Source organism: Prevotella lacticifex (assembly GCF_019973375.1).
Lineage (GTDB): Bacteria > Bacteroidota > Bacteroidia > Bacteroidales > Bacteroidaceae > Prevotella > Prevotella lacticifex.
This window is the reverse complement of sequence record NZ_BPTV01000001.1, coordinates 1899157-1921408: the sequence shown is the minus strand read 5'-3', so window position 1 is coordinate 1921408 and position 22252 is coordinate 1899157. Positions and strand designations below refer to the sequence as shown.

Here is a 22252-nt window from a genome sequence, read left to right as displayed (position 1 = left end):
GTAATTTCGCACTCGTAACCGAACAGATTAAAACATTTCCGGTTTGTCACAGGCAATAACCGAACTGAAATATTGAACTTAAATAGACTTAAAAATGAAGAAGTACAATTTTAATGCAGGTCCCTCGATGCTTCCGCGTGAAGTTATCGAGAACACAGCAAAGCAGATTCTGGATTTCAATGGCAGCGGTCTCTCGCTGATGGAAATCAGTCACCGTGCCCCCGACTTCAAGCCGGTTGTCGACGAGGCTGTCTCCCTTATCAAGGAACTTCTCGACATCCCTGAAGGCTACTCAGTAATCTTCCTTGGTGGTGGTGCTTCTTTGCAGTTCATGCAGATTCCTGCCAACTTCCTCCTGAAGAAAGCTGGATATGTCAACTCCGGTACGTGGGCTAAGAAAGCCATGAAGGAGGCAAAGCATTTCGGTGAAGTGGTGGAAGTGGCTTCGTCGGCCGACGACAACTATACTCATCTGCCGGAGATAAAGGATATCCCTTCCGACCTTGACTATCTGCACATATGTACCAACAATACAATCTTCGGTACCGAGCTCCGCAAGGACCTCGACGCTCCGGTGCCACTGATTGCCGATATGTCGTCCGACATCATGAGCCGCCCTGTCGACGTCTCGAAGTACACAGCCATCTACGCCGGTGCGCAGAAGAACATGGCTATGGCCGGTGTAACGGTGATTATCGTTAAGGACGATATGCTCGGAAAGGCTCCGCGCGAGTTGCCTACAATGATTGACTACCGCACTCATGTGGAGAAAGGCTCAATGTTCAACACTCCTCCTGTGGTGCCTATCTACTCCCTGCTCGAGACCATGCGCTGGTGCAAGGCTCAGGGCGGTGTTAAGGAAATGGACCGTCGTGCACATGAGCGCGCCCGCATCCTCTACGACGAGATCGACCGCAACAAGCTCTTCCGCGGTACCGTCGAGGAGAGCAGCCGTTCGCTGATGAACATCTGCTTCGTCATGAACGACGAGTATAAAGACTTAGAGAAACCGTTCCTCGAGTTCGCTACGAGCCGTGGAATGGTCGGCGTCAAGGGTCACCGCTCTGTCGGCGGATTCCGCGCATCATGCTACAACGCACAGACAATCGAGGGCGTCAACGCTCTCGTTCAGGCAATGAAGGACTTCGAAAAGGAACATTAATTATGAAAGTATTAATAGCAACAGTGAAACCTTTCGCGCCAGCAGCCGTGGAGGGTATAAAGAAGGAACTTGAGGGCGCTGGCCATCAGGTAGTTCTATTGGAGAAATATGGCAGTGAGGCTGAGCTCCTCAGTGCTGTCAGCGATGCCGATGCCATGATTGTGCGCTCCGACAAGGTGACAAAGGACGTTCTCAACGCCGCCAAGAACCTGAAGATTGTTGTCAGAGCCGGCGCAGGTTACGACTCTATCGACACCGCTTACGCCAAGGAGAAGGGTGTCGTGGTCGAGAATACACCGGGCCAGAACTCCAATGCCGTGGCAGAGCTCGTCTTCGGACTCCTCGTCTACGCCGTCCGCAACTTCTACAACGGCAAGGCCGGTACCGAGCTGAAGGGCAAGCGCTTGGGAATCCTCGCCTTCGGTAATGTCGGTCGCAACGTTGCCCGCATCGCCAAGGGCTTCGGTATGGAGGTGAGTGCCTTCGACGAGTTCGTTCCCGCCGACAAGATTGAGGCTCAGGGCGTTCATGCCGCAAAGAGCCGCGATGACTTGTTCGAGACCAACGACATTGTTTCGCTGCACATCCCGGCTACCGCCGAGACCCGTCAGAGCATCAACTACGATGTTGTCAACAAGCTGCCGAAGAACGGTATTCTCATCAACACTGCCCGTAAGGAGGTTATCGACGAGCCCGGACTGCTGAAGCTGTTGGCTGAGCGCACCGACCTGAAATACATTACCGACATCAAACCCGATGCCGATGCTGACTTCCAGAAGTTCGAGGGCCGCTACTTCTCAACGCCGAAGAAGATGGGTGCACAGACTGCCGAGGCAAATATCAATGCCGGTATTGCTGCTGCACGCCAGATAAACGCGTTCTTCAAGGATGGCGACACGAAGTTCCAGGTGAACAAATAACCCGTTATGATATTACCGGGGAAAGCATATTATGATATGATATTTCCCCGCAGAGATATATTGAAAAGGCTTGCGGAGCATTGCTCTGCAAGCCTTTTTCAATCTTTTATGTATGCTTCAGCGATTCCAGCCGTTGCTGTTCGTGGGGCAGCTCAGCCATTTGGAAACTGATATTCCGCGCTGTAGTTATTCGTTCTCAACGTGAAGAGTCTTCTCCGAACGCTAATCAGCAGCAGCCTGCCCCTCATTTCTTAGCAGTTGATGATACCTTTTCTTTCTTCAACCGAATCGTGATGCTTTTGCTGAAGATAGCTCCGGTAAATCCGAATTTTCTTTACACGAAAACAATATGGTCCATTTGAGCTTGCGAAACGGTCCGTTTTAGGTTGCGAAACGGTCCGTTTTGCAGTCCGAAATGGCCCGTTTTGCAATGTTAAATGACCTACTTCTGTAACCCGTTGGTTATCAGTGGGTAAACAAGATGGTGTGAACGCATTCTTTGTTTGAATTATCTTTACATCTCATTTCGCTCTAATGAGCCGCCATTTCGTGTATTTCCCCTTCCAAACAAAAACCCTAACAGGGTGGTGCCTGTTAGGGTTTGCGTTGAAAATGTATTTCTGTCTTCGGTTAATCGAGAATCAGATGTTGGTGCTGTCGGCCGGTTCGTCCTCATCCTGCTGATCGCTTGAGCCTCCGGTGATGCCAATGTCCTGGATTATGTCGTTCATTGCTCCGTTGACCATCTCCTTGATGGCCTGGGCTGCCGGGTCGATGACGTTGTCGTTGATAATCTTCTCTGCCTTCTTCCTTATGTCCTCCTTAGTCTCGCGCTCTGCCTTGGTGTAATACTGTTCGGCAGCGGCCTTGATATCCTCCTTGTCGACGGTGAACACATGACCGAAGGCACCGACCGACACTGTGTGATCTTTGCCGTCGTAGCGCACCTTGCCGGTGGAGTAGAAGATGTGGTTGTCGACGTGGATTAGGTTGTCGACGGCTGTGGCGATGACCCTCTGCGTCCATGAGTCGCTAATCTGTCGGAACATCTTGTCGATGGCATCGTCGGAGCCCGACGCACTGTCGCTGCTGTTGGCCTCGTCGTTTACTGCCGCCGAGATGACGTTGGTGAGGGCAGCCTTGTGGCTGTCGGTGTCGGGACATGTGGCAATGGCCAGTCCGGCAATGGCAGCAATGACTATCAGGACGATGAGGAATGTGCTCACGCGGCTTCCTTTTTTCTCCTCCATCGGCGGCTGAGAGTAGGGTGGTGGAGTGGGAGTGACGGGACGTCCCTGCTGGAATCCGGGCTCGGGATTGTCCACCTCCACAAATCCGTCAATAGGTTGAGAGTCAGCGTTGTTCTGGCTCTGGCTCTCATTCGCTGTCTGCGGTGTGACGATGGTGCCCACGTCGCTTGTCGGCGGCTCCGGCACCGTGATGATTGGTCGTAGCTCCTCCACCTGCCAGGCTGGCATCCACTGGCTCGAGCCGTCGGCCATGACGAGGGTCTCCGATGTTATTCCGCGGGCCTTGAGCTCCTCAACGCTGTAGGGACCGCGCTTGTCGTTGTTGACACTGATAAAGTATTCCATAATAAGTATGTTTCGAACCTTTTACTATCGACTGCGAAATTAAGGATAAAAAATGAGGTGACAAAAAGTTTTCTGAATTTTTTGCACAATGTAGATATTATTGAGCACGTTTTTGTTTGTAGTGTTTTAAAATATTATAAATACAATCGCCAAGGTGAGATTTTTCATTCTTTTTGTGTTATCTTTGCAAATAAGTTTTTACGTTTAATTAGAACAGGATTAGTACTTTTAGCATACTATGTTTGAAAATTTAAGTGATCGTCTTGAACGCTCTTTCAAGATACTGAAGGGAGAGGGAAAGATAACCGAGATAAATGTGGCCGAGACAATGAAGGACGTACGCCGTGCTCTGCTCGATGCCGATGTCAACTACAAAGTTGCCAAGTCCTTCACTGATACGGTCAAGAAGAAAGCTCTTGGCATGAATGTGCTCACGGCTGTCAAGCCGGGCCAGCTCATGGTTAAGCTCGTCCACGATGAGCTCGCTGAGCTGATGGGTGGTGAGGCTGTCGGGCTGAAGCTCGAGCAGCATCCGGCCATCATCCTCATGAGCGGTCTTCAAGGCTCGGGTAAGACCACGTTCTCGGGCAAGCTTGCTAACATGCTCAAGAAGAAGCAGAACAAAAAGCCTCTTCTCGTTGCCTGCGATGTCTACCGTCCTGCTGCTATCGACCAGTTGAAGGTTGTTGGTCAGGCCATCGATGTACCTGTATACAATGAGCCGGAGAATAAGAATGTCAACGAGATTGCCGACCATGCCATTCAGGAGGCCAAAGCCAAGGGCAATGACGTTGTCATCATTGATACCGCTGGCCGTTTAGCCGTCGACGAGGAGATGATGAACGAGATTGAGTCACTGAAGAACCACGTCCATCCCGACGAAACCCTCTTCGTCGTCGACTCTATGACCGGTCAGGATGCCGTCAATACCGCCAAGGAATTCAACGACCGCCTCGACTTCAACGGCGTTGTGCTCACCAAGCTCGACGGCGACACCCGCGGTGGTGCGGCCCTCTCTATCCGTACCGTTGTCGACAAACCTATCATGTTCATCGGTACCGGCGAGAAGATGGAGGCTATCGACGTGTTCCACCCCGTCCGCATGGCTGACCGTATCCTCGGTATGGGTGATGTCGTCTCTCTCGTCGAGCGCGCTCAGGAGCAGTTCGACGAGGAGGAGGCACGCAAGCTCCAGAAGAAAATCCAGAAGAACAAGTTCGACTTCAACGATTTTTACAATCAGATACAGCAGATAAAGAAGATGGGTAACCTCAAGGACCTCGCCAGCATGATTCCTGGTGTGGGCAAAGCCATCCGCGATGTCGACATCGACGACAACGCTTTCAAGGGCATTGAGGCTATCATCCAGAGCATGACCCCGAAGGAAAGAACCAATCCGGAGATTCTCAATACCAGCCGCCGTCAGCGCATTGCCAAGGGCTCTGGCACCAGCTATCAGGAGGTGAACAGGCTCATCAAGCAGTTCGACCAGACCCGGAAGATGATGAAGATGGTCACCGGCAGCAAAATGGCTGGTATGATGTCGAGAATGAAGGGAATGAAGGGCATGCCAAAGATGCCACACTAAATAAGCAAAAGATATGACACTTATTGATGGAAAGGCTACTGCCACCGCTATTAAGCAGCAGATAGCCGAGGAAGTGAAGGATATTATGGCCAAAGGCGGTAAGCAACCGCATCTGGCTGCAGTCCTCGTCGGCCATGACGGAGGCAGTGAGACGTATGTCAAGAACAAGGTGATTGCCTGCGAGCAGTGCGGATTCAAGTCCACACTGATTCGCTATGAGGACGATGTCACTGAGGAAGAACTCTTGGCCTGTGTCGACAGACTGAACAAGGACGCTGATGTCGACGGATTCATCGTACAGCTGCCGCTGCCAAAGCACATCGACGAACAGAAAATCATCATGGCTATCGACTACCGCAAGGATGTCGACGGATTCCATCCCATCAATGTGGGCCGTATGTCGATAGGTCTGCCTTCGTTCATTTCGGCCACACCGCTCGGCATCATGACGCTGCTGCGCCATTACAATATTGAAACCAGCGGAAAGAAGTGTGTCGTCCTCGGCCGCAGCAATATCGTCGGAAAGCCAATGGCGCAGCTTATGATGCTGAAGAATTTTGGCGATGCCACGGTAACTGTCTGTCACTCACACACTAAGGATATTAAGAAGGAGTGCCTCGATGCCGACATTATCGTCGCCGCTATCGGCAAGCCCGACTTCCTCACCGCCGACATGGTGAAGGAGGGAGCCGTCGTCATCGACGTTGGTACGACGCGTGTGCCCGATGCCACCCGTAAGAAGGGATTCCGCCTTAATGGCGACGTGAAGTTCGACGAGGTGGCTCCAAAGTGCAGCTATATCACGCCGGTGCCGGGCGGAGTTGGTCCGATGACCATCTGCTCGCTGATGAAGAACACGTTGGCGGCTGCTAAAAAGGAATACTATAAATAGGAAATATCAACAATCAATAAAGGCTTTCGGGGGGCGTAAATCTTTCCGGAAGAAAAACAAATCTACTATGACGGCTGAAGAATGGTACAAGAAGGGTAATGACTATCGCCGCAAGAGCGATTGGCAGCATGCCATTGACTGCTATATGGAGGCCATTGACCTCGACCCTGAGTCTCCTGCCGTTGAGGCAAAGAAGATGCTTGAGGAAATCCTCAACTTCTACAATAAAGACGCATATAATCCATAAGATTAATTACAAAAGCGTATGAGCAAGATTAAAGGTGCAATCGTGGTGAACACGGACCGCTGCAAGGGATGCCAGCTGTGCATTGTGGCCTGCCCGCAGGATGTCATTGCCCTTGCACAGAAGAAAGTTAACGTGCATGGATATCCATACGTTGAACCGGCAAATGCCGATAAGTGCGTGGGATGTGCATCGTGTGCCATCGTCTGTCCGGACGGATGCATCACGGTTTATCGTAAAAAAGTGGAGGAATAGAATATGGCAGAAAAGCAAGTAACACTGATGAAAGGCAATGAGGCTATCGCTCATGCTGCCATCCGTTGTGGAGCGGATGCCTTTTTCGGCTATCCTATAACTCCGCAGAGTGAGATTATCGAGACCCTGGCTTTGCTCAAACCGTGGGAGACAACAGGAATGGTTGTCCTTCAGGCTGAGTCGGAGGTGGCTGCCATAAACATGGTCTATGGTGGTGCCGGAGCCGGAAAACGTGTGTTCACAACATCGTCGTCGCCGGGTGTGGCCCTTATGCAGGAGGGTATCAGCTATATGGCTGGTGCTGAGATTCCTGGAGTGTTTGTCGACGTGCAGCGCGGAGGTCCCGGTCTGGGAACCATCCAGCCGTCGCAGAGCGACTACTTCCAGGCTACCAGAGGCGGTGGCAACGGTGACTACTATGTCATTGTGCTCGCTCCTAACTCCGTGCAGGAAATGGCCGATTTCGTCGACCTGGCCTTCACACTGGCTTTCAAGTACCGCAATCCGGCAATGATTCTCTCCGATGGTGTCATCGGCCAGATGATGGAGAAAGTCGTTCTTCCGCCAATAAAACCGCGGCGCACCGAGGAACAGATAAAGAAGGAATGTCCGTGGGCTACCATTGGCCGTCCGGCCGACAGAGAACCGAATATCCTCACATCGCTGGAGCTGAAACCTGAGGTTATGGAGCAGCGAAACCTCCACATGCAGGAGAAGTATGAGCTGATACGGGAGAATGAGGTGAGATACGAGGCTACGAAGTGTGATGATGCCGATTACATCATAGTCAGTTTCGGAAGTGCTGCCCGCATAGGTGAGAAAGCCGTCGAACTGGCTCGTGAGCAGGGCATTAAGGTCGGACTCTTCCGTCCTATCACCCTCTGGCCGTTCCCAAGCAAGCAGATCGTTGAGGCCGCCAAGGGGAAGAAGGGCATTCTCGTCAGCGAGATCAACGCAGGACAGATGATCGAGGATGTCAAGCTCGCCGTCAACGGTCAGCTGCCTGTAGAGCACTTCGGACGTCTCGGAGGTATCGTACCTGAACCAGAGGAGATTGTCGAGGCCCTCAAGGAAAAGTTCATCAAATAAGTTCAGTCCTTCCGCTGCATGATGGCAGGGGAGAACAGGATGTCTTTTTAAAAACTGAAGAAAAAATGGCAAACGATATAATATCACCGGAGAATCTGGTATATAAGAAGCCGACACTGATGAATGACACGCCGATGCATTACTGCCCGGGGTGCTCGCATGGTGTTGTGCACAAACTGGTTGCTGAGATTATCGAGGAAATGGGCATGAGCGACAAGGCTGTAGGTGTTTGCCCTGTGGGCTGCGCCGTCTTCGCCTACCGCTACCTCGACATCGACTGGCAGGAGGCTGCCCACGGACGCGCACCAGCCGTGGCTACGGCCATCAAGCGGCTCTGGCCCGACAGGCTCGTCTTCACCTATCAGGGCGATGGCGACCTGGCCTGCATAGGAGCGTGCGAGACTATTCACGCCCTCAACCGTGGCGAGAATCTGCCTATCATCTTCATTAACAACGCTATATACGGAATGACGGGTGGACAGATGGCTCCAACAACGCTGATAGGCCAGAAGACAAGCACATGTCCTTACGGCCGCGACCCGAAAATTCATGGTTATCCGCTGAATATCACCGAGCTCGCAAGTCATCTCGACGGCACATGCTACGTCACACGGCAGAGCGTCGACACCGTAGCTTCCATCCGAAAAGCTAAGAAGGCCATCCGTAAGGCCTTTGAGGCAAGCATGAACGGACTGGGATCGTCGCTCGTAGAGATTGTCTCGACCTGCAACAGCGGTTGGAAATTGTCGCCTGTCAAGGCTAACGAGTGGATGCGTGAGAATATGTTCAAAAAGTATGTCAAGGGAGACCTTAAAGACACTACCGGCTTAAAATAGTATTGAGAAATGAAAACAGAAATAATTATCAGTGGTTTCGGAGGTCAGGGTGTTCTGTCAATGGGAAAGATTCTGGCATACTCCGGACTCATGGAGGACAAGGAAGTAACGTGGATGCCGGCCTACGGGCCTGAACAGCGCGGTGGTACAGCCAATGTCACGGTGATTGTCAGCGACGAGCGGATTTCTTCGCCGATACTCAGCAAGTATGACGTGGCTATAGTGCTCAACCAGCCGTCACTCGACAAGTTTGAACCTAAGGTAAAGCCCGGCGGCATACTCATCTACGACGGTTACGGAGTGATGAATCCTCCTACGAGAAAGGATATCAAGGTCTACCGCATTGATGCCATGGACAAGGCCGCCGAGATGAAAAATTCAAAAGTTTTCAATATGATTGTCCTTGGCGGACTGCTGAAGGTTTGTCCTGTAGTTTCGACCGACGGACTGAATAAAGCTCTATACAAGAGTCTTCCAGAGCGCCATCACAACATGATTCCACTCAACATGAAGGCTGTTGACGAAGGTATGAAGATTATACAAGAGCAGAAATAACATGAAACCTGATTTTTTATAACTCTCTAATTATGTGCGGAGTCTCCTGCGTGATGCAGAAGGCTCCGCTTTGCTTTATGTTGTTTGCATGCAAAAACGTGAGCGATAATCGATGTTTCTCAGTGCCGTTGTTTGGCTTTTTCCCGGGGCTGATTATGTTTTTTCGATATTTCAGTGTTCTATTTTTATATGGATTGAGGCCGTCGAAAAGACATAAAAATTCATGCAATGTCCTTTATAGATAGGTAAAACCGTTTAATAAAGACTTTTTTGTGGTCTTTTCCGACTCGTAAAGGCAAATTTCAGTGAAAATATTTGGCCGTTTCAATAATTTTTTATTACTTTGCACTCGAAATCTGAAGATAATATTATATTCATAAATTAAATAATTAATTCAGAGAGACATGAAAAAGTTAGTTTTAATGTTAGCTGCTGTTGCTATGACAGCATCTGCATCAGCTCAGGTTTTAGAGTCTGCTCCTGGTCAGGAGTATGGCCTTCGTCAGAGCAAGTTCTGCGACAACTGGTATGTTGGTGTTAATGGTGGCGTTGCCACAAAGTTGACTGGCCACAAGTGGCTCAGCGACCTCGATCCTAACGCAGGCATCCGTGTTGGTAAGCAGCTTACTCCGGTATTCGGACTCGCAGCAGAGAGCAACGCTTATTTCTCAAATAAGCCTTGGACTTCTACAAAGACAGTCGTTCGCGCTCTCAACACATCATTGCTCGGTACTTTCAACCTCAGCAACCTCTTCGCAGGTTACAAGGGTGATCCTCGTTTCTTCGAGGTAAGTGCTGTCTATGGTCTCGGTTGGGGTCACATGTTCAACGCTGACTACAAGCACGACATTAACCGCATGACTTCTAAGGCTGGTGTTGACTTCCAGTTCAACCTCGGCAAGAACAAGGAGTGGCAGGTTTATGTTGAGCCTTCTGTAACATGGGTGTTCAACGGTAAGGACGCTTTCAATCAGGAGTCTGCACCTCTCTTTGGCGCTAACGAGTTCAAGGCTGCAGCAAGCGCTGCACAGCCTAACTACAACATCCACAACGGCTATCTGCAGCTGAACGCTGGTGTTGTTTACAAGTTCAAGAACCACGACGGCCGTCACAACTTCTCTCTCGTTCGTTTCCGCGACCAGTCTGAGATTGACGGTCTGAACGACCAGATCAACAACCTGAAGGCTGAGCTCGCTAAGAAGCCTAAGGAGGTTGTCAAGGAGGTTGTCAAGGAGACTCCTGTTAAGGAGATTAACGTTTCTGACCTCGTATTCGTAACATTCGCTCAGGGCAAGTCTGCTCTCACTAAGGAGGCTAAGAAAGCTCTCGACGGTATCGCTTCTGGCAAGCACGTTAGTATCATTGGTACTGCTTCTCCTGAGGGTTCTAAGGCTATCAACGACAAGCTGTCGCAGGATCGTGCAAACAGCGTTGCTGAGTATCTGAAGTCTAAGGGCGTTTCTGTTGACGAGGCTACTGGTAAGGGTGTTCAGGGCAACACTTCAAACCGTCTGGCTGTCGTTTACGTAAAGTAATCGCTGCTAAGCTTTAACGAGTATTGATTTACTCGAAATACATTATCCCCGGTGCTTATGCATCGGGGATTTTGTGTTTTAGTGGTAATGGTCTTATTTAATTATTAATATAAGTCAGTTCGTCGTGATGAGACGGTGAGATAAGGCAATGGACAACGGGGTGTTTTCCATTCCTCGTGAGGACATATTTTTTGTAATCCATAGTTCGTTCGGTTTTTAGTATCATATAGCGAAATGGACATTTTCCTTCTTCTTGCCGGTAAAATGACGAAAAAAAATATTTTATGCTAAGTCTTTGATTATCTTTATTCTACGCTTTTACTCGTAAAAGATAAATAAAAAAAGTTCAAAAAAATTTGGAATCCGTTAAAAAATTTTGTATCTTTGCAAAGAAGATGAAAAACACGGACTTGAATCATCGATTGATTTTGGTGATTTCTGATGCTAATAAATTTCTTTATTATTTGTCGGATTCTCGCAATGATCTGCTGGTCGTAAGACTGTAGTTTGTCATTGTGGTTGTTTTACCTATGTAGTGATAGGGTGGGGATGATCCTACATTTTATTGCAGGTGATGAGCATGAACTTCTTCCGCTCTTTCATCTGTACATCGTATGTTGGAGTAGTTTCGACATTATTAATTGTGTTTCCGACGGTTATAGGAGTTTCTGTAGTACCAAATTTACCGGCTATCTCGTTTATGTCAGGGCAGATTTATAATAGTTTTGTCCAATATTGCGGGAAAGATTTTAATTCTTCAGTATTTATCGAAAGAAATGTTCTGATTTGTTTGTTTTTTAGCAAAAAGTCAGTAACTTTGCATCTCAATAAGTTGATAACATTCTTATCAACCGATAGAAGAAAGAATAGAAACAGATAAGGGTAATATTTTTTAAAGGGTAATTACGGGAATATGAAACATCAGTTGAGAAGTGCTGTCTGTACTGAAGGCAGAAAGATGGCGGGAGCACGGGCCTTGTGGGTCGCCGCCGGTATGAAACATGAGCAGTTTGGAAAGCCAATTATTGCCATTGTCAACTCGTTCACACAGTTCGTCCCAGGTCATACCCACCTGCACGAGATTGGTCAGATCGTGAAACGCGAGATAGAGAAAATGGGTTGTTATGCGGCAGAGTTCAATACTATTGCCATTGACGACGGTATCGCCATGGGGCATGATGGTATGTTGTACTCGTTGCCAAGCCGTGACATCATTGCTGATTCAGTGGAGTATATGGTCAACGCCCACAAGGCTGACGCAATGATATGTATATCCAATTGCGACAAGGTGACTCCGGGAATGCTTATGGCTGCTATGCGGTTGAACATCCCGACAGTATTCTGCTCTGGCGGTCCTATGGAGGCCGGACGATGGAAGGGCGAGAATGCCGACTTGATTACGGCTATGATTGCCGGTGCCGACAAGGAGGTCAGCGATGATGAGCTGCAGAAGATTGAGAGTTGTGCCTGTCCGGGTTGCGGTTGCTGCTCAGGAATGTTCACAGCCAACTCGATGAACTCGTTGACGGAGGCTATTGGTCTTGCCTTGCCGGGTAATGGTACTATCCTTGCCACACACAAGGACCGTATAGAGCTCTTCCGTGCTGCTGCACGACAGATAGTCAAGAACGCTTTCGCATACTATGAAGATGGCGACGACAGCGTGCTGCCAAGGAGTATTGCCACGCGTGACGCATTCCTCAACGCTATGACTCTCGATATAGCCATGGGCGGATCGACAAATACTGTGCTCCATCTGTTGGCTGTGGCTCAGGAGGGTGGTGTCGATTTCAAAATGTCTGACATCGATCAGCTTAGCCGCAAGGTGCCATGTCTGTGTAAGCTGGCACCGAATACTCAGAAATATTCTGTGCAGGAATGTAATCGCGCTGGCGGCATCCTCGGTATCCTCAATGAACTTCGCAAGGGCGGACTGATTCGTGAGGATGTTGGACGTGTTGACGGTCAGACTCTTGGCGATGCTCTGAATAAATATGACATTACACGTGACACTCCTGCCAAGAAACCTTTTGCTCCGGTTGACGACTGGAAAGAGTTCGGACGGCAGATTTACTATGCTGCTCCGGGACGCAAATTCTCTACTGAGATGGGCAGTCAGGATACGCTGTGGGACGAACTCGACACTGACAGAACATCCGGCTGCATAAGGGATATCGAACATGCCTACACCAAGGATGGTGGTCTGGCGGTGCTCTTCGGAAACATTGCCCAGGACGGGTGTGTCGTAAAGACTGCCGGTGTGGCATCGGAACTGTGGCATTTTGAGGGTCCGGCTGTGGTCTTCGACTCTCAGGAAGATGCCTGCGACGGTATCCTTGGTGGAAAGGTAAAGGCCGGCGACTGCGTCGTGATCACCCACGAGGGACCTAAAGGTGGTCCCGGTATGCAGGAGATGCTCTATCCTACATCTTATATTAAGAGCCGTCACCTCGGTAAGGAGTGTGCTCTGATTACCGACGGACGATTCTCTGGTGGTACCTCAGGATTGTCGATAGGCCATATTTCGCCTGAGGCAGCCAACGGTGGTAATATTGGTAAAGTAAAGGATGGGGACATCATTGAGATTGATATTCCTAACCGTAGCATCAACGTGAAGCTGTCGGACGAGGAACTTGATGCACGTCCGCAACAGCCACTGAAGCGCAAGCGTGTCGTGAGCAAGGCTCTCAGAGCGTATGCCCAGAGCGTGTCGAGTGCCGACAAGGGCGGTGTGAGAATCATCGACTGACGATATAATAATCGTTGTCAGTAGAGGCTTGGCTTTTTTGGTGTCGGAGTGATGATTATCGCTCCGGCGTCATAGAATCTAACTGCGGTCGATGAAGAGCCAACAGTTATATTATAAAATTCAATATTTTCATAGATGTCAGACAATACAAAAATCAAGATAGGGAAAGGCAGCGGAACGCAGTCGCCGATAGAAGTGCCATGGAGTGGTATTCGTATCGGCGAGGAATGTACTGGCGCCGAAATAATGATGCGTGCTTTATATCAAGAGGATGTGAAGACCATCTTCGGTTATCCCGGCGGAGCCATCATGCCTGTGTTCGACGCTCTGTATACTTATACTCAAAAGAAAGAGCCATGGTTCGACTTCGTGCTTGTGCGCCATGAGCAGGCTGCCGCACATTCGGCAGAGGGCTACTCGCGTGTGAGCGGTAATGTGGGAGTGGCAATAGTGACAAGCGGACCGGGAGCGACAAACACTCTGACTGGTGTCGCCGACGCAATGATGGACTCCACACCTATAGTGGTTGTGGCCGGACAGGTGGGTGTGAAAGCCCTTGGCACCGATGCCTTTCAGGAGGTTGACCTCGTAGGATTGGCACAACCGATATCAAAGTGGAGCTATCAGATCCGACGCCCCGAGGATGTGGCATGGGCTGTGAGCCGTGCGTTCTATATAGCTCGGAGCGGTCGTCCCGGACCTGTCGTTCTTGACTTCACGCGCAGTGCCCAGACGGGTAAGTGCAAGTGGGAGCCAAGTAAGGTCGACAGTGTCAGGTCATATCAGCCTTATCCCAAACTAAACATCAAGGCCGTGAAGGATGCTGCGCAGATAATTAACAACGCCAAAAAGCCGTTGGCTCTTGTGGGACAGGGCGTTGAACTCGGTGGCGCGCAGAAAGAGCTCCGCGAATTTCTTGAAAAGGGTGACATTCCGGCCGGAAGAACGCTCTTGGGACTGTCGGCGCTCCCCTCAGACCATCCTCTAGATGTGGGAATGCTCGGCATGCACGGCAACTATGCGCCTAACGTTAAGGAGCAGGAGTGCGATGTGCTCATAGCCATTGGCATGCGTTTCTCAGACCGAGTGACCGGTCGTCTCGACACGTATGCTAAGCAGGCCAAGGTCATCCATCTCGATATTGACCCGACAGAAATCGACAAGAACGTGAAGACAGATGTGGCTGTGCTTGCCGACTGCAAGGAGAGTCTGCCTGCTCTTACCAATCTTATCCGGAAGGCTGATCACAAGGAGTGGATTGACTCCTTTAAACCACTGTGGCAGAAGGAAACCGATCAGGTTATCGAACCAAGTATCCATCCAACAGAGGGACCCCTGCTGATGGGTGAGGTCGTTAATGCTGTGGCCGAAGCAACCAATGGTGAGGCTGTCCTGGTTAATGATGTCGGTGAGAATCAGATGTTCTCGGCACGATATTTCAAGTATAAACGCAGTAGAAGCATTGTCACAAGTGGTGGAGCTGGTACAATGGGATTCGGTCTGCCGGCAGCTATTGGCGCTACTTTCGGTGCTCCGGACAGAACAATATGTATGTTCTCCGGCGACGGAGGATTCCAGATGAGTATTCAGGAATTGGGAACAATCATGGAACGGCAGGCTCCCGTGAAGATGATTATACTCAACAACAACTATCTCGGTAACGTCAGACAGTGGCAGGACTTGATGTTCAACCACCGGAGGTCCTTCACGCGCATGCTCAATCCGCGCTATGAGGATATAGCCCGCGGCTATAACATTCCCTATGATGTGGCTACCGAACGCAAGGACCTTGCTGCAAAAATTGACAAGATGCTCAAGACAGATGGTCCTTTCCTACTTGAAGTAGCTGTGAAGGAGGACGAGAACATACAGCCAATGACACCTCCGGGAAAGAGTGTTGACGAGATGATGCTCCACCTGGATATATAAATAATGAAGAAACAATGAAGAAAGATATAGCTGATACATTTGCCGAGAATCACGACGGACAGACTCTTTATACGCTTTTGGTCTATTCGGAGAACATCGCTGGTGTGCTTAACCAAGTGACTGCCGTGTTCACCCGCCGACAAGTAAACATAGAGAGTCTTAACGTCAGTGCGTCAAGCATAAACGGAATACATAAGTACACGATAACATGCTGGAGTACAGAGGAGCAGATAGTGAAAATCACTAAGGCCATAGAAAAGAAGATTGATGTCGTCAAGGCTGACTTCTACACCGATGATGAACTGTTCATCCATGAGGAAGGACTGTTTAAGATCTCAACTCCGAGGCTGCTCGAGGACCCGGAGATAAGTCGTTGCATCCGTCATCATGATGGCAGGATGATGGAGGTGAACCCCACTTATACTACAGTACTCCTTGCCGGTCTTACCGATGAGGTGACTCATCTGTACAGCGAGTTCAAACGTTTCGGCTGTCTGTTGCAATATACGCGGTCGGGAAGAATAGCGCTGACGCGCAGTACTGAGGACCCAGTGGTGAAAATGCTTGAGGGAACGGACAACGGATAATATATATTAATGTACGAGAGAATGAAAGACGAATTATTATCTAAAATAGGACGCTACCCCTTTATGGCAGAGCCGTTTCATTGTGACTTCAATGACCGGTTGTTTGTCGGGAACCTCGGCAACGACATGCTCAACGCAGCCGACTTCCACAGCAATGAGCGCGGCTACGGCATGCATTATCTGAACACTATCCACCGGACATGGGTCTTGAGCCGTCTCGCTATCGAACTTGACGATATGCCTAAGGCTTACGATAAGTTCAATGTTGAGACATGGGTGGACGGTGTTATGCGCTATTTCACGAGCCGTAACTTTAAGGTCGCAGACGATGATGGTGCTGTGTATGGCTATGGACGTAGCATATGGGCAATGATTGATACTGAAAGCCGGCAACCAACAGATATCCTCTCTGTCAGGGATGGCCTCATAAAAGAGTATGTCGAGACTGATTATGAGTGTCCTGTCCGTAAGGCATCGCGTGTGCCGATGGATATTAATAAGGTTGTTGAGACCATCAAGCCGGTGACTATTGACACTCATTACAGTGATGTTGACGTCAACGGTCATATTAATTCCGTTAAGTACATAGAACATATACTTGACCTTTGGAATCTCGACTGGTATAAGGAATATCGGCTGAAACGGTTCGAGATCGCTTATGTCGCAGAGAGTCACGAAGGCGACAAGTTGAATTTCTATTTACAGGAAAATGATGACGAGAGCGATGAAAGAGTGAGATTATATAATATTTTGGTCACGAAGACGGCCGAAAACGGCGAAGATGGGGTTGAAGTTGTAAGAAGTAATGTTAAATTCGTAAAAGATTAGAAGAATTCTTTGTAGTTTCATAATAAATTCCTAACTTTGCAGCGTATAAGAGGAAGCAAAGATTGGAATGGACGCAAAACGAGGTTCTGTCGAGAGCTTATATGCGTTTCGTCTTAAAGCAACTCAAGTAAAGGGAATATTATTAACAAGTCGCGGTCGCTTATTGGCTGCATAATTAAAACAAAAAGCATTTATGGCAGAAATGAATTTTGGTGGCGTTATCGAGAACATCGTCACAAAAGATGAGTTTACATTGGAAAAAGCACGTGAAGTACTCAAGAATGAAACAATTGCCGTCATTGGTTATGGTATTCAGGGTCCTGGTCAGGCAGGCAACCTCCGCGATAATGGTTTCAATGTAATTGTCGGTCAGCGTAAGGGTAAGTCTTATGATAAGGCTGTTGCCGACGGATGGGTACCAGGCAAGACGCTGTTCTCTATTGAGGAGGCAGCCGAGAAGGGTACGATCATCGCCATGCTGCTTAGCGACGCTGGACAGATCTCGCAGTGGCCGACAATCAAGAAGAGTCTGACAGCTGGCAAGACACTGTACTACAGCCATGGTTTCGCTATCAACTGGCAGGACCGCACGGGTGTTGTACCTCCAAAGGATGTCGATGTCATCATGGTTGCCCCTAAGGGTTCCGGCACATCGCTGCGCTCTCTGTTCCTTGAGGGACGTGGTATTAACTCTTCTTATGCTGTCTATCAGGATGCATCGGGTAAGGCTAAGGAGAAGACTTTGGCTATGGGCGTAGGCATTGGCTCTGGCTATCTGTTTGAGACAACGTTCAATAAGGAGGCTACTTCCGACCTTACCGGTGAGCGTGGCGCTCTGATGGGTGCTATCGAGGGACTGTTCGAGGCTCAGTATCAGGTTCTTCGTGAGCATGGACACTCACCATCGGAGGCATTCAATGAGACTGTTGAGGAGTTCACTCAGAGTCTTTGCCCGCTGTTCGGTGAGAAGGGAATGGACTGGATGTATGCTAACTGCTCGACAACAGCTCAGCGTGGTGCCCTCGACTGGCGCCCACGTTTCAAGGCTGCCAACCTCCCTGTCATGGAGTGGCTTTACAGTTCAGTGGAGAGTGGCAACGAAGCCCAGATCTCTATCGACAAGAACTCGCAGCCAGACTATCGTGATAAGCTCAATGCTGAGTTGAAGGAGATGCATGACATGGAGATGTGGCGTGCTGGTGAAACAGTGCGTAAGCTCCGTCCAGAGAACAACTAATATTAATTTTTCTCGTACATAATGTTGGAAGGGGAGTGCTTTAGTGATAAAGTATTCCCCTCTTATTTTGCTGTTTTTTCTTGAGGATATTATCATCCTACACATTCAGTAGAGACTGAAATGCTGATTAAGTTCATACGTAAAATACGTGTGGAAATCGACAGAGCTAAAAGGCAAGTGTGAGCCATTGAAGATATATTCGTTAACCATTGAAGATATGTTCGTGGGCTGTTGAAGATATGTTCGTGGGCCTTTGAAGATATATTCGTGGACCTTTGAAGATATGTTCGCTGACGGCAGAGATGTTGTTCTTCGGCTGTGTATGAATCTTTCATTTATTTTTTTGACTGACATTGCATATAGTTGCTTTGATTGCCTCCAGCAGATGCTTATTGCATGCCATGGTTCAGATGCTATGGCTCTTTCCTGTCAAAATTTAAGAAAAATATTGTCATTCGATGCAACGTGCAGAGTTGGATTACCACTTGAATAGTATTCTCGAACAAAAAGGATATTATCATCCGATACGCAGAGCAGAGCCGAATAGCAATTCTTATTCGGCTATACGGATGAAAATATTTTCTATTTCTACCTTTTCTTCTTTCACAAGATAATCGAGTGCCTCGCTAAGAGCTGGATTTGGAACATTCAGATTGTAGAGTTCCTTTATCCAATGCTTCTTTCCGTCTGACAGAAAGCTGATTATTTCTTTCTGAGCATTTATAAAGACATCTTCCTTGGCTTTGCTGTTCTTATGACTTATGCAGACATCACACTGTCCGCAGTCGTCCGATTCTTTATCGCCAAAGTACCTGAGTAACTGTCTGCTCCGGCATACATCATCATTCTCCATATAGTCTATGACTGATTCAATGTGCTTTGCCAGTTCCTTTTTCCTCAGTTCATAGACATCCTCCGATATTTTTACATCCTTTCCATCAACGCGGTCAGTCTCATATCTGATTGTCGGTACATTCGAGCGTGGGATATAGCTGACTATCCTTTTCCGGCTAAGCGAAATCAGGGCGGAATAAGTCTCATCTCTATTCAGACCGCTCATTCTTGAAATCAGTTCCTCGTCGATGAATACGTAGCCGTTTCTGAACACACCGCCATATTCCCTGATGAGTGCAGTCAGCGTAATGTCCTCATTATGAGGGAAGTTAATCTTATACAGATCGTTCGGTGTTACGTTTATCATCAGCCTCGATTTCGTGTCCGGCATCTGGTCATAAGTAATGTATCCGGCCTGACTAAGAATGACGAGAGCCGAGTTCACCCTCAGTGACGGGAATCCATAAGTCCTTGAGAAGGCTGCGATATTGAATTCGAACTTTGCTCCTCTTCCGCTGTTTACGCCCACTTCGTAGAAATAAGCGAGATGTTCGTAAACGTCCTGGATAAAGTCTATCGGCGGGTAAGTGTCGGATATTCTCTTGTGCAGAGTCCGTTTGTCACCGGTGTTCCATAACAGTACAGCATAACTCTTTCCTCCGTCGCGTCCTGCTCTGCCCGCTTCCTGGAAGTATTCTTCAATTGATGAGGGTGGATCGGGATGGATGACCGTTCTGACATCTGGTTTGTCGATACCCATTCCGAAGGCGTTGGTGGCCACCATCACCCTCACCTTATCATTCTGCCAGTCCTCCTGTCGCTTGCTTTTCTCCTCCGGATTGATGCCGGCGTGGTACCACGTGGCCGGTATCTTGTTGTCATTAAGGAGCTTGGCGATCTCCTTAGTGCGTTTTCTGTATCTTACGTAGACTATTGCCGACCCACTTGTACATTTAAGTATATGAACGAGTTCCGACATCTTATCCTCCGTGTAGCGAACTACATACGCCAGATTCTTCCGCTCGAAACTCATCCTGAAGACATTATCGTCCTTAAACTGGAGCTGTTTCCTTATATCTTCTATTACCTCCTTCGTTGCCGTAGCCGTTAGTGCCAGTATTGGCGCGTCGGGGCAGAGCGTCCGCAGTTTGGCTATCTGCAGATACGCCGGTCGGAAGTCGTGACCCCACTGGCTGATGCAGTGCGCTTCGTCGACGGTAATGAAGCTTACCCTCATGTGGCTGAGCTTGGCTAAGAACAGTTCTGAGCCCAATCTCTCCGGTGCTACATACAAAATCTTTATTCCTCCGAAGATACTGTTTTCGAGAATGGTGACTATCTCGTCCTGTCTCATTCCCGAATATATTGCCGCAGCCGGAATATTTCTTTGCTTCAGGTGGTCTACCTGGTCCTTCATCAGCGATATCAGCGGTGTGATAACTACGCATACGCCTTTCTGTGCCAGTGCCGGCACCTGGAAAGTCAGTGACTTTCCCCCGCCGGTAGGCATCAGTCCTAAAGTATCCGTGCCGGAGCCAATGCTCTCGATTATCTCGCGTTGAATTCCGCGGAAGTCGGGATAACCCCAGTACCTGTGAAGGATTTCAAGGTATCTGTCCATAGAAATATTATAGATCCTCGGTATCCGTTGGCTTAATGTCCTCTATCTGCAGTTGCACGGCACCCCTTTTGAAGATATTATCCTCAATGGTGTACGCAATGTCGAAGCTGTGTTTCGATTTTATGTATCGTGCTGCTGCACTCTGTCCGAACGCTATTCCGTTCATGACATTGTTCGACTTTGAGTCGACGAGTTCCAATTTAATATGTTCCTGTTCCCGTCCGACCACCTTACTCGTGCCGAAGTCATAAACATTCTTTGTGCAGAATAGCGGCTTTTCGTTTCCCGGTCCGAATGGCGAGAATTTTTTCAGTTCGTTGTGGAATTTCTTTGTTATGTCCTTGAAGTCGATTATTGCATCGATGTTGAGCATAGCTTCAGTTTGTTCCGGCTGGATATGCTCATCGACATACTGCTGGAATCTGTCACGAAATTCCTTTACATCATCCCATTTCAGCGTCAGTCCGGCGGCATAGGTGTGTCCACCGAAGTTCAACAGCAGGTCGCGGCAGCTCTTTATCGCTGAGTAGATGTCGAATCCCGCCACAGATCGCGCTGAGCCCGTAGCCAAATTGCCGTCGCGCGTCAGTACAACTGTCGGCCGGAAGTAAATCTCCGTGAGTCTTGAAGCCACTATACCGATGACACCTTTCTTCCAGTGCTCATCATAGAGGACAATACTGTTCTGATGCTTCTGATTCTCAAGGCGTTCCACGATAGTATTTGCCTCTTCGGTCATGTGCCTGTCGACATCCTTTCGCTTCTCGTTATACTTGTCGATGTGCTTAGCCTCATGGAGCGCCTTGTTGTAGTCGCGCTCCACGAGCAGGTCGACGGTCTCCCTTCCGTTCTCCATTCTTCCGCTGGCATTGATTCGCGGCCCAATCTTGAAGATTATCTCGCTCATCGATATTTCGCGCCCGGTGAGTCCGCAGATGTCGAGAATAGCTTTCAGTCCGATACTTGGGTTCTGATTGATCTGTTTCAGTCCGTGGAAGGCAAGAATCCTGTTCTCCTCGACAACCGGCACCAAGTCGGCAGCAATGCTCACGGCGCAGAAGTCGAGTAGGGGGATGAGCCTTGAGAAAGGAATCCCATTGTTCTTGGCGAAGGCCTGCATGAACTTGAATCCCACACCGCACCCGCACAGATACTTGAAAGGATAGGAGTCGTCGGGACGCTTGGGATTTAGTATGGCCACAGCCGGCGGCAGCTCGTCGTCAGGCACATGATGGTCGCAAATGATGAAGTCGATGCCAAGGCTCTTGGCATACTCTATCTCCTTGACAGCCTTTATGCCGCAATCAAGGATGATTATCAGTTTCACTCCGGTGGCCTTGGCGTGGTCAATTCCTTTCTTGCTGACACCATATCCCTCGTCATATCTGTCGGGGATATAGTAGTCGATGTTTGAATAGAACTGACGCAGAAATTTGTAAACCAATGCCACGGCGGTGCATCCGTCTACATCGTAGTCGCCATAAACGAGAATGCGCTCCTTTCTACCCATAGCGTCATTGAGCCTGTCGACGGCAGCATCCATATCTTTCATCAAGAACGGATTGATGAGGTCGGCAAGCTGCGGCCGGAAGAATCTCTTGGCAGCACTCTCTGTGGTTATGCCGCGCCTCAGCAGCAGGAACGCAATGACAGGACTGACGCCCATCTTCTGCCCTAACTCCTCGGCGGCTTTTCGTTGATCAGATGTAGGTGGCTCGTAGTTCCATTTAAAATGCATTTTAATTGTTTTTTATTTCTGCGTGTAAAGTTACTAATAAAAAATGATAAAACGGAAC

The 22252-nt window shown here is 49.0% G+C and carries 18 protein-coding genes; 15 read left to right on the top strand and 3 right to left on the bottom strand.

What is annotated here, in order from left to right; genetic code table 11:
• Nucleotides 1-94: 94 nt before the first annotated feature.
• Both serC and LDN30_RS07525 read left to right on the top strand, forming a co-directional pair.
• On the top strand, nt 95-1162 hold the full coding sequence (gene serC, locus LDN30_RS07530; RefSeq protein WP_223926126.1) for a 3-phosphoserine/phosphohydroxythreonine transaminase: 1068 nt from the start codon (nt 95-97) through the stop codon (nt 1160-1162).
• A 2-nt stretch (nt 1163-1164) separates the two neighbouring features.
• A complete protein-coding gene (locus LDN30_RS07525; protein ID WP_223929136.1) occupies nt 1165-2082 on the top strand; it encodes an NAD(P)-dependent oxidoreductase in 918 nt (305 codons plus the stop codon).
• A gap of 641 nt (nt 2083-2723) precedes the next feature.
• Here the strand turns inward: LDN30_RS07525 and LDN30_RS07520 are convergent.
• Nucleotides 2724-3677, bottom strand: coding sequence for a DUF4339 domain-containing protein (locus LDN30_RS07520; protein WP_223929135.1), 954 nt, complete (start codon nt 3675-3677; stop codon nt 2724-2726).
• Nucleotides 3678-3915: 238 nt separating this feature from the next.
• On the opposite strand from LDN30_RS07520, the gene ffh reads away from it, so the two are divergent.
• From ffh to ilvC, 13 genes are all read left to right on the top strand, one after another.
• Complete coding sequence (ffh, locus tag LDN30_RS07515) at nt 3916-5265, top strand: signal recognition particle protein (RefSeq protein WP_223929134.1); 1350 nt, start codon at nt 3916-3918, stop codon at nt 5263-5265.
• Between the two features lie 13 nt (nt 5266-5278).
• Complete coding sequence (folD, locus tag LDN30_RS07510) at nt 5279-6157, top strand: bifunctional methylenetetrahydrofolate dehydrogenase/methenyltetrahydrofolate cyclohydrolase FolD (protein ID WP_223926122.1); 879 nt, start codon at nt 5279-5281, stop codon at nt 6155-6157.
• Nucleotides 6158-6224: 67 nt separating this feature from the next.
• Nucleotides 6225-6404 carry a tetratricopeptide repeat protein gene (locus LDN30_RS07505; protein WP_223926121.1) on the top strand — a complete coding sequence of 60 codons (180 nt, stop codon included), beginning with the start codon at nt 6225-6227 and terminating at the stop codon, nt 6402-6404.
• Nucleotides 6405-6422: 18 nt separating this feature from the next.
• Nucleotides 6423-6656, top strand: coding sequence for a 4Fe-4S dicluster domain-containing protein (locus LDN30_RS07500; protein WP_223929133.1), 234 nt, complete (start codon nt 6423-6425; stop codon nt 6654-6656).
• Nucleotides 6657-6659: 3 nt separating this feature from the next.
• Nucleotides 6660-7745 carry a 3-methyl-2-oxobutanoate dehydrogenase subunit VorB gene (locus LDN30_RS07495; protein WP_223929132.1) on the top strand — a complete coding sequence of 362 codons (1086 nt, stop codon included), beginning with the start codon at nt 6660-6662 and terminating at the stop codon, nt 7743-7745.
• 65 nt (nt 7746-7810) lie between these two features.
• On the top strand, nt 7811-8581 hold the full coding sequence (locus LDN30_RS07490; RefSeq protein ID WP_223926118.1) for a thiamine pyrophosphate-dependent enzyme: 771 nt from the start codon (nt 7811-7813) through the stop codon (nt 8579-8581).
• A gap of 9 nt (nt 8582-8590) precedes the next feature.
• Nucleotides 8591-9136, top strand: a complete 546-nt coding sequence (locus LDN30_RS07485) for a 2-oxoacid:ferredoxin oxidoreductase subunit gamma family protein (RefSeq protein ID WP_223929131.1) — start codon at nt 8591-8593, stop codon at nt 9134-9136.
• Between the two features lie 404 nt (nt 9137-9540).
• Nucleotides 9541-10671: an OmpA family protein gene (locus LDN30_RS07480; protein ID WP_223929130.1), complete on the top strand. Its 1131-nt coding sequence runs from the start codon at nt 9541-9543 to the stop codon at nt 10669-10671.
• 913 nt (nt 10672-11584) lie between these two features.
• Nucleotides 11585-13420, top strand: coding sequence for a dihydroxy-acid dehydratase (ilvD, locus tag LDN30_RS07475; RefSeq protein ID WP_223929129.1), 1836 nt, complete (start codon nt 11585-11587; stop codon nt 13418-13420).
• Nucleotides 13421-13555: 135 nt separating this feature from the next.
• Nucleotides 13556-15349 (top strand): biosynthetic-type acetolactate synthase large subunit, encoded by a 1794-nt coding sequence (ilvB, locus tag LDN30_RS07470; protein WP_262902402.1) that lies wholly within the window; start codon nt 13556-13558, stop codon nt 15347-15349.
• A gap of 14 nt (nt 15350-15363) precedes the next feature.
• Entirely contained in the window at nt 15364-15936 is a 573-nt protein-coding gene (gene ilvN / locus LDN30_RS07465; protein ID WP_223926114.1) for an acetolactate synthase small subunit, read from the top strand.
• 21 nt (nt 15937-15957) lie between these two features.
• Nucleotides 15958-16764: an acyl-[acyl-carrier-protein] thioesterase gene (locus LDN30_RS07460; RefSeq protein ID WP_223929128.1), complete on the top strand. Its 807-nt coding sequence runs from the start codon at nt 15958-15960 to the stop codon at nt 16762-16764.
• 193 nt (nt 16765-16957) lie between these two features.
• The gene (ilvC, locus tag LDN30_RS07455; protein WP_223926112.1) at nt 16958-18001 is read left to right on the top strand and encodes a ketol-acid reductoisomerase; all 1044 of its coding nucleotides are present in this window, start codon (nt 16958-16960) and stop codon (nt 17999-18001) included.
• A gap of 553 nt (nt 18002-18554) precedes the next feature.
• Here the strand turns inward: ilvC and LDN30_RS07450 are convergent.
• Together LDN30_RS07450 and recJ are read right to left on the bottom strand one after the other, a co-directional pair.
• Nucleotides 18555-20456 (bottom strand): RecQ family ATP-dependent DNA helicase, encoded by a 1902-nt coding sequence (locus tag LDN30_RS07450; RefSeq protein ID WP_223929127.1) that lies wholly within the window; start codon nt 20454-20456, stop codon nt 18555-18557.
• 7 nt (nt 20457-20463) lie between these two features.
• Nucleotides 20464-22194, bottom strand: coding sequence for a single-stranded-DNA-specific exonuclease RecJ (recJ, locus tag LDN30_RS07445; protein ID WP_223926110.1), 1731 nt, complete (start codon nt 22192-22194; stop codon nt 20464-20466).
• Nucleotides 22195-22252: the final 58 nt, after the last annotated feature.

What these genes read in the sequence shown, in the direction of transcription:
- recJ (WP_223926110.1), bottom strand. Translation starts at nt 22,194, where the DNA reads ATGCATTTTAAATGGAACTACGAGCCACCTACATCTGATCAACGAAAA.
- folD (WP_223926122.1), top strand. Translation starts at nt 5,279, where the DNA reads ATGACACTTATTGATGGAAAGGCTACTGCCACCGCTATTAAGCAGCAG.
- LDN30_RS07490 (WP_223926118.1), top strand. Translation starts at nt 7,811, where the DNA reads ATGGCAAACGATATAATATCACCGGAGAATCTGGTATATAAGAAGCCG.
- ilvD (WP_223929129.1), top strand. Translation starts at nt 11,585, where the DNA reads ATGAAACATCAGTTGAGAAGTGCTGTCTGTACTGAAGGCAGAAAGATG.
- LDN30_RS07485 (WP_223929131.1), top strand. Translation starts at nt 8,591, where the DNA reads ATGAAAACAGAAATAATTATCAGTGGTTTCGGAGGTCAGGGTGTTCTG.
- LDN30_RS07450 (WP_223929127.1), bottom strand. Translation starts at nt 20,456, where the DNA reads ATGGACAGATACCTTGAAATCCTTCACAGGTACTGGGGTTATCCCGAC.
- LDN30_RS07525 (WP_223929136.1), top strand. Translation starts at nt 1,165, where the DNA reads ATGAAAGTATTAATAGCAACAGTGAAACCTTTCGCGCCAGCAGCCGTG.
- LDN30_RS07480 (WP_223929130.1), top strand. Translation starts at nt 9,541, where the DNA reads ATGAAAAAGTTAGTTTTAATGTTAGCTGCTGTTGCTATGACAGCATCT.
- LDN30_RS07495 (WP_223929132.1), top strand. Translation starts at nt 6,660, where the DNA reads ATGGCAGAAAAGCAAGTAACACTGATGAAAGGCAATGAGGCTATCGCT.
- serC (WP_223926126.1), top strand. Translation starts at nt 95, where the DNA reads ATGAAGAAGTACAATTTTAATGCAGGTCCCTCGATGCTTCCGCGTGAA.
- ilvB (WP_262902402.1), top strand. Translation starts at nt 13,556, where the DNA reads ATGTCAGACAATACAAAAATCAAGATAGGGAAAGGCAGCGGAACGCAG.
- LDN30_RS07505 (WP_223926121.1), top strand. Translation starts at nt 6,225, where the DNA reads ATGACGGCTGAAGAATGGTACAAGAAGGGTAATGACTATCGCCGCAAG.
- ilvN (WP_223926114.1), top strand. Translation starts at nt 15,364, where the DNA reads ATGAAGAAAGATATAGCTGATACATTTGCCGAGAATCACGACGGACAG.
- LDN30_RS07520 (WP_223929135.1), bottom strand. Translation starts at nt 3,677, where the DNA reads ATGGAATACTTTATCAGTGTCAACAACGACAAGCGCGGTCCCTACAGC.
- LDN30_RS07460 (WP_223929128.1), top strand. Translation starts at nt 15,958, where the DNA reads ATGAAAGACGAATTATTATCTAAAATAGGACGCTACCCCTTTATGGCA.
- ilvC (WP_223926112.1), top strand. Translation starts at nt 16,958, where the DNA reads ATGGCAGAAATGAATTTTGGTGGCGTTATCGAGAACATCGTCACAAAA.
- LDN30_RS07500 (WP_223929133.1), top strand. Translation starts at nt 6,423, where the DNA reads ATGAGCAAGATTAAAGGTGCAATCGTGGTGAACACGGACCGCTGCAAG.
- ffh (WP_223929134.1), top strand. Translation starts at nt 3,916, where the DNA reads ATGTTTGAAAATTTAAGTGATCGTCTTGAACGCTCTTTCAAGATACTG.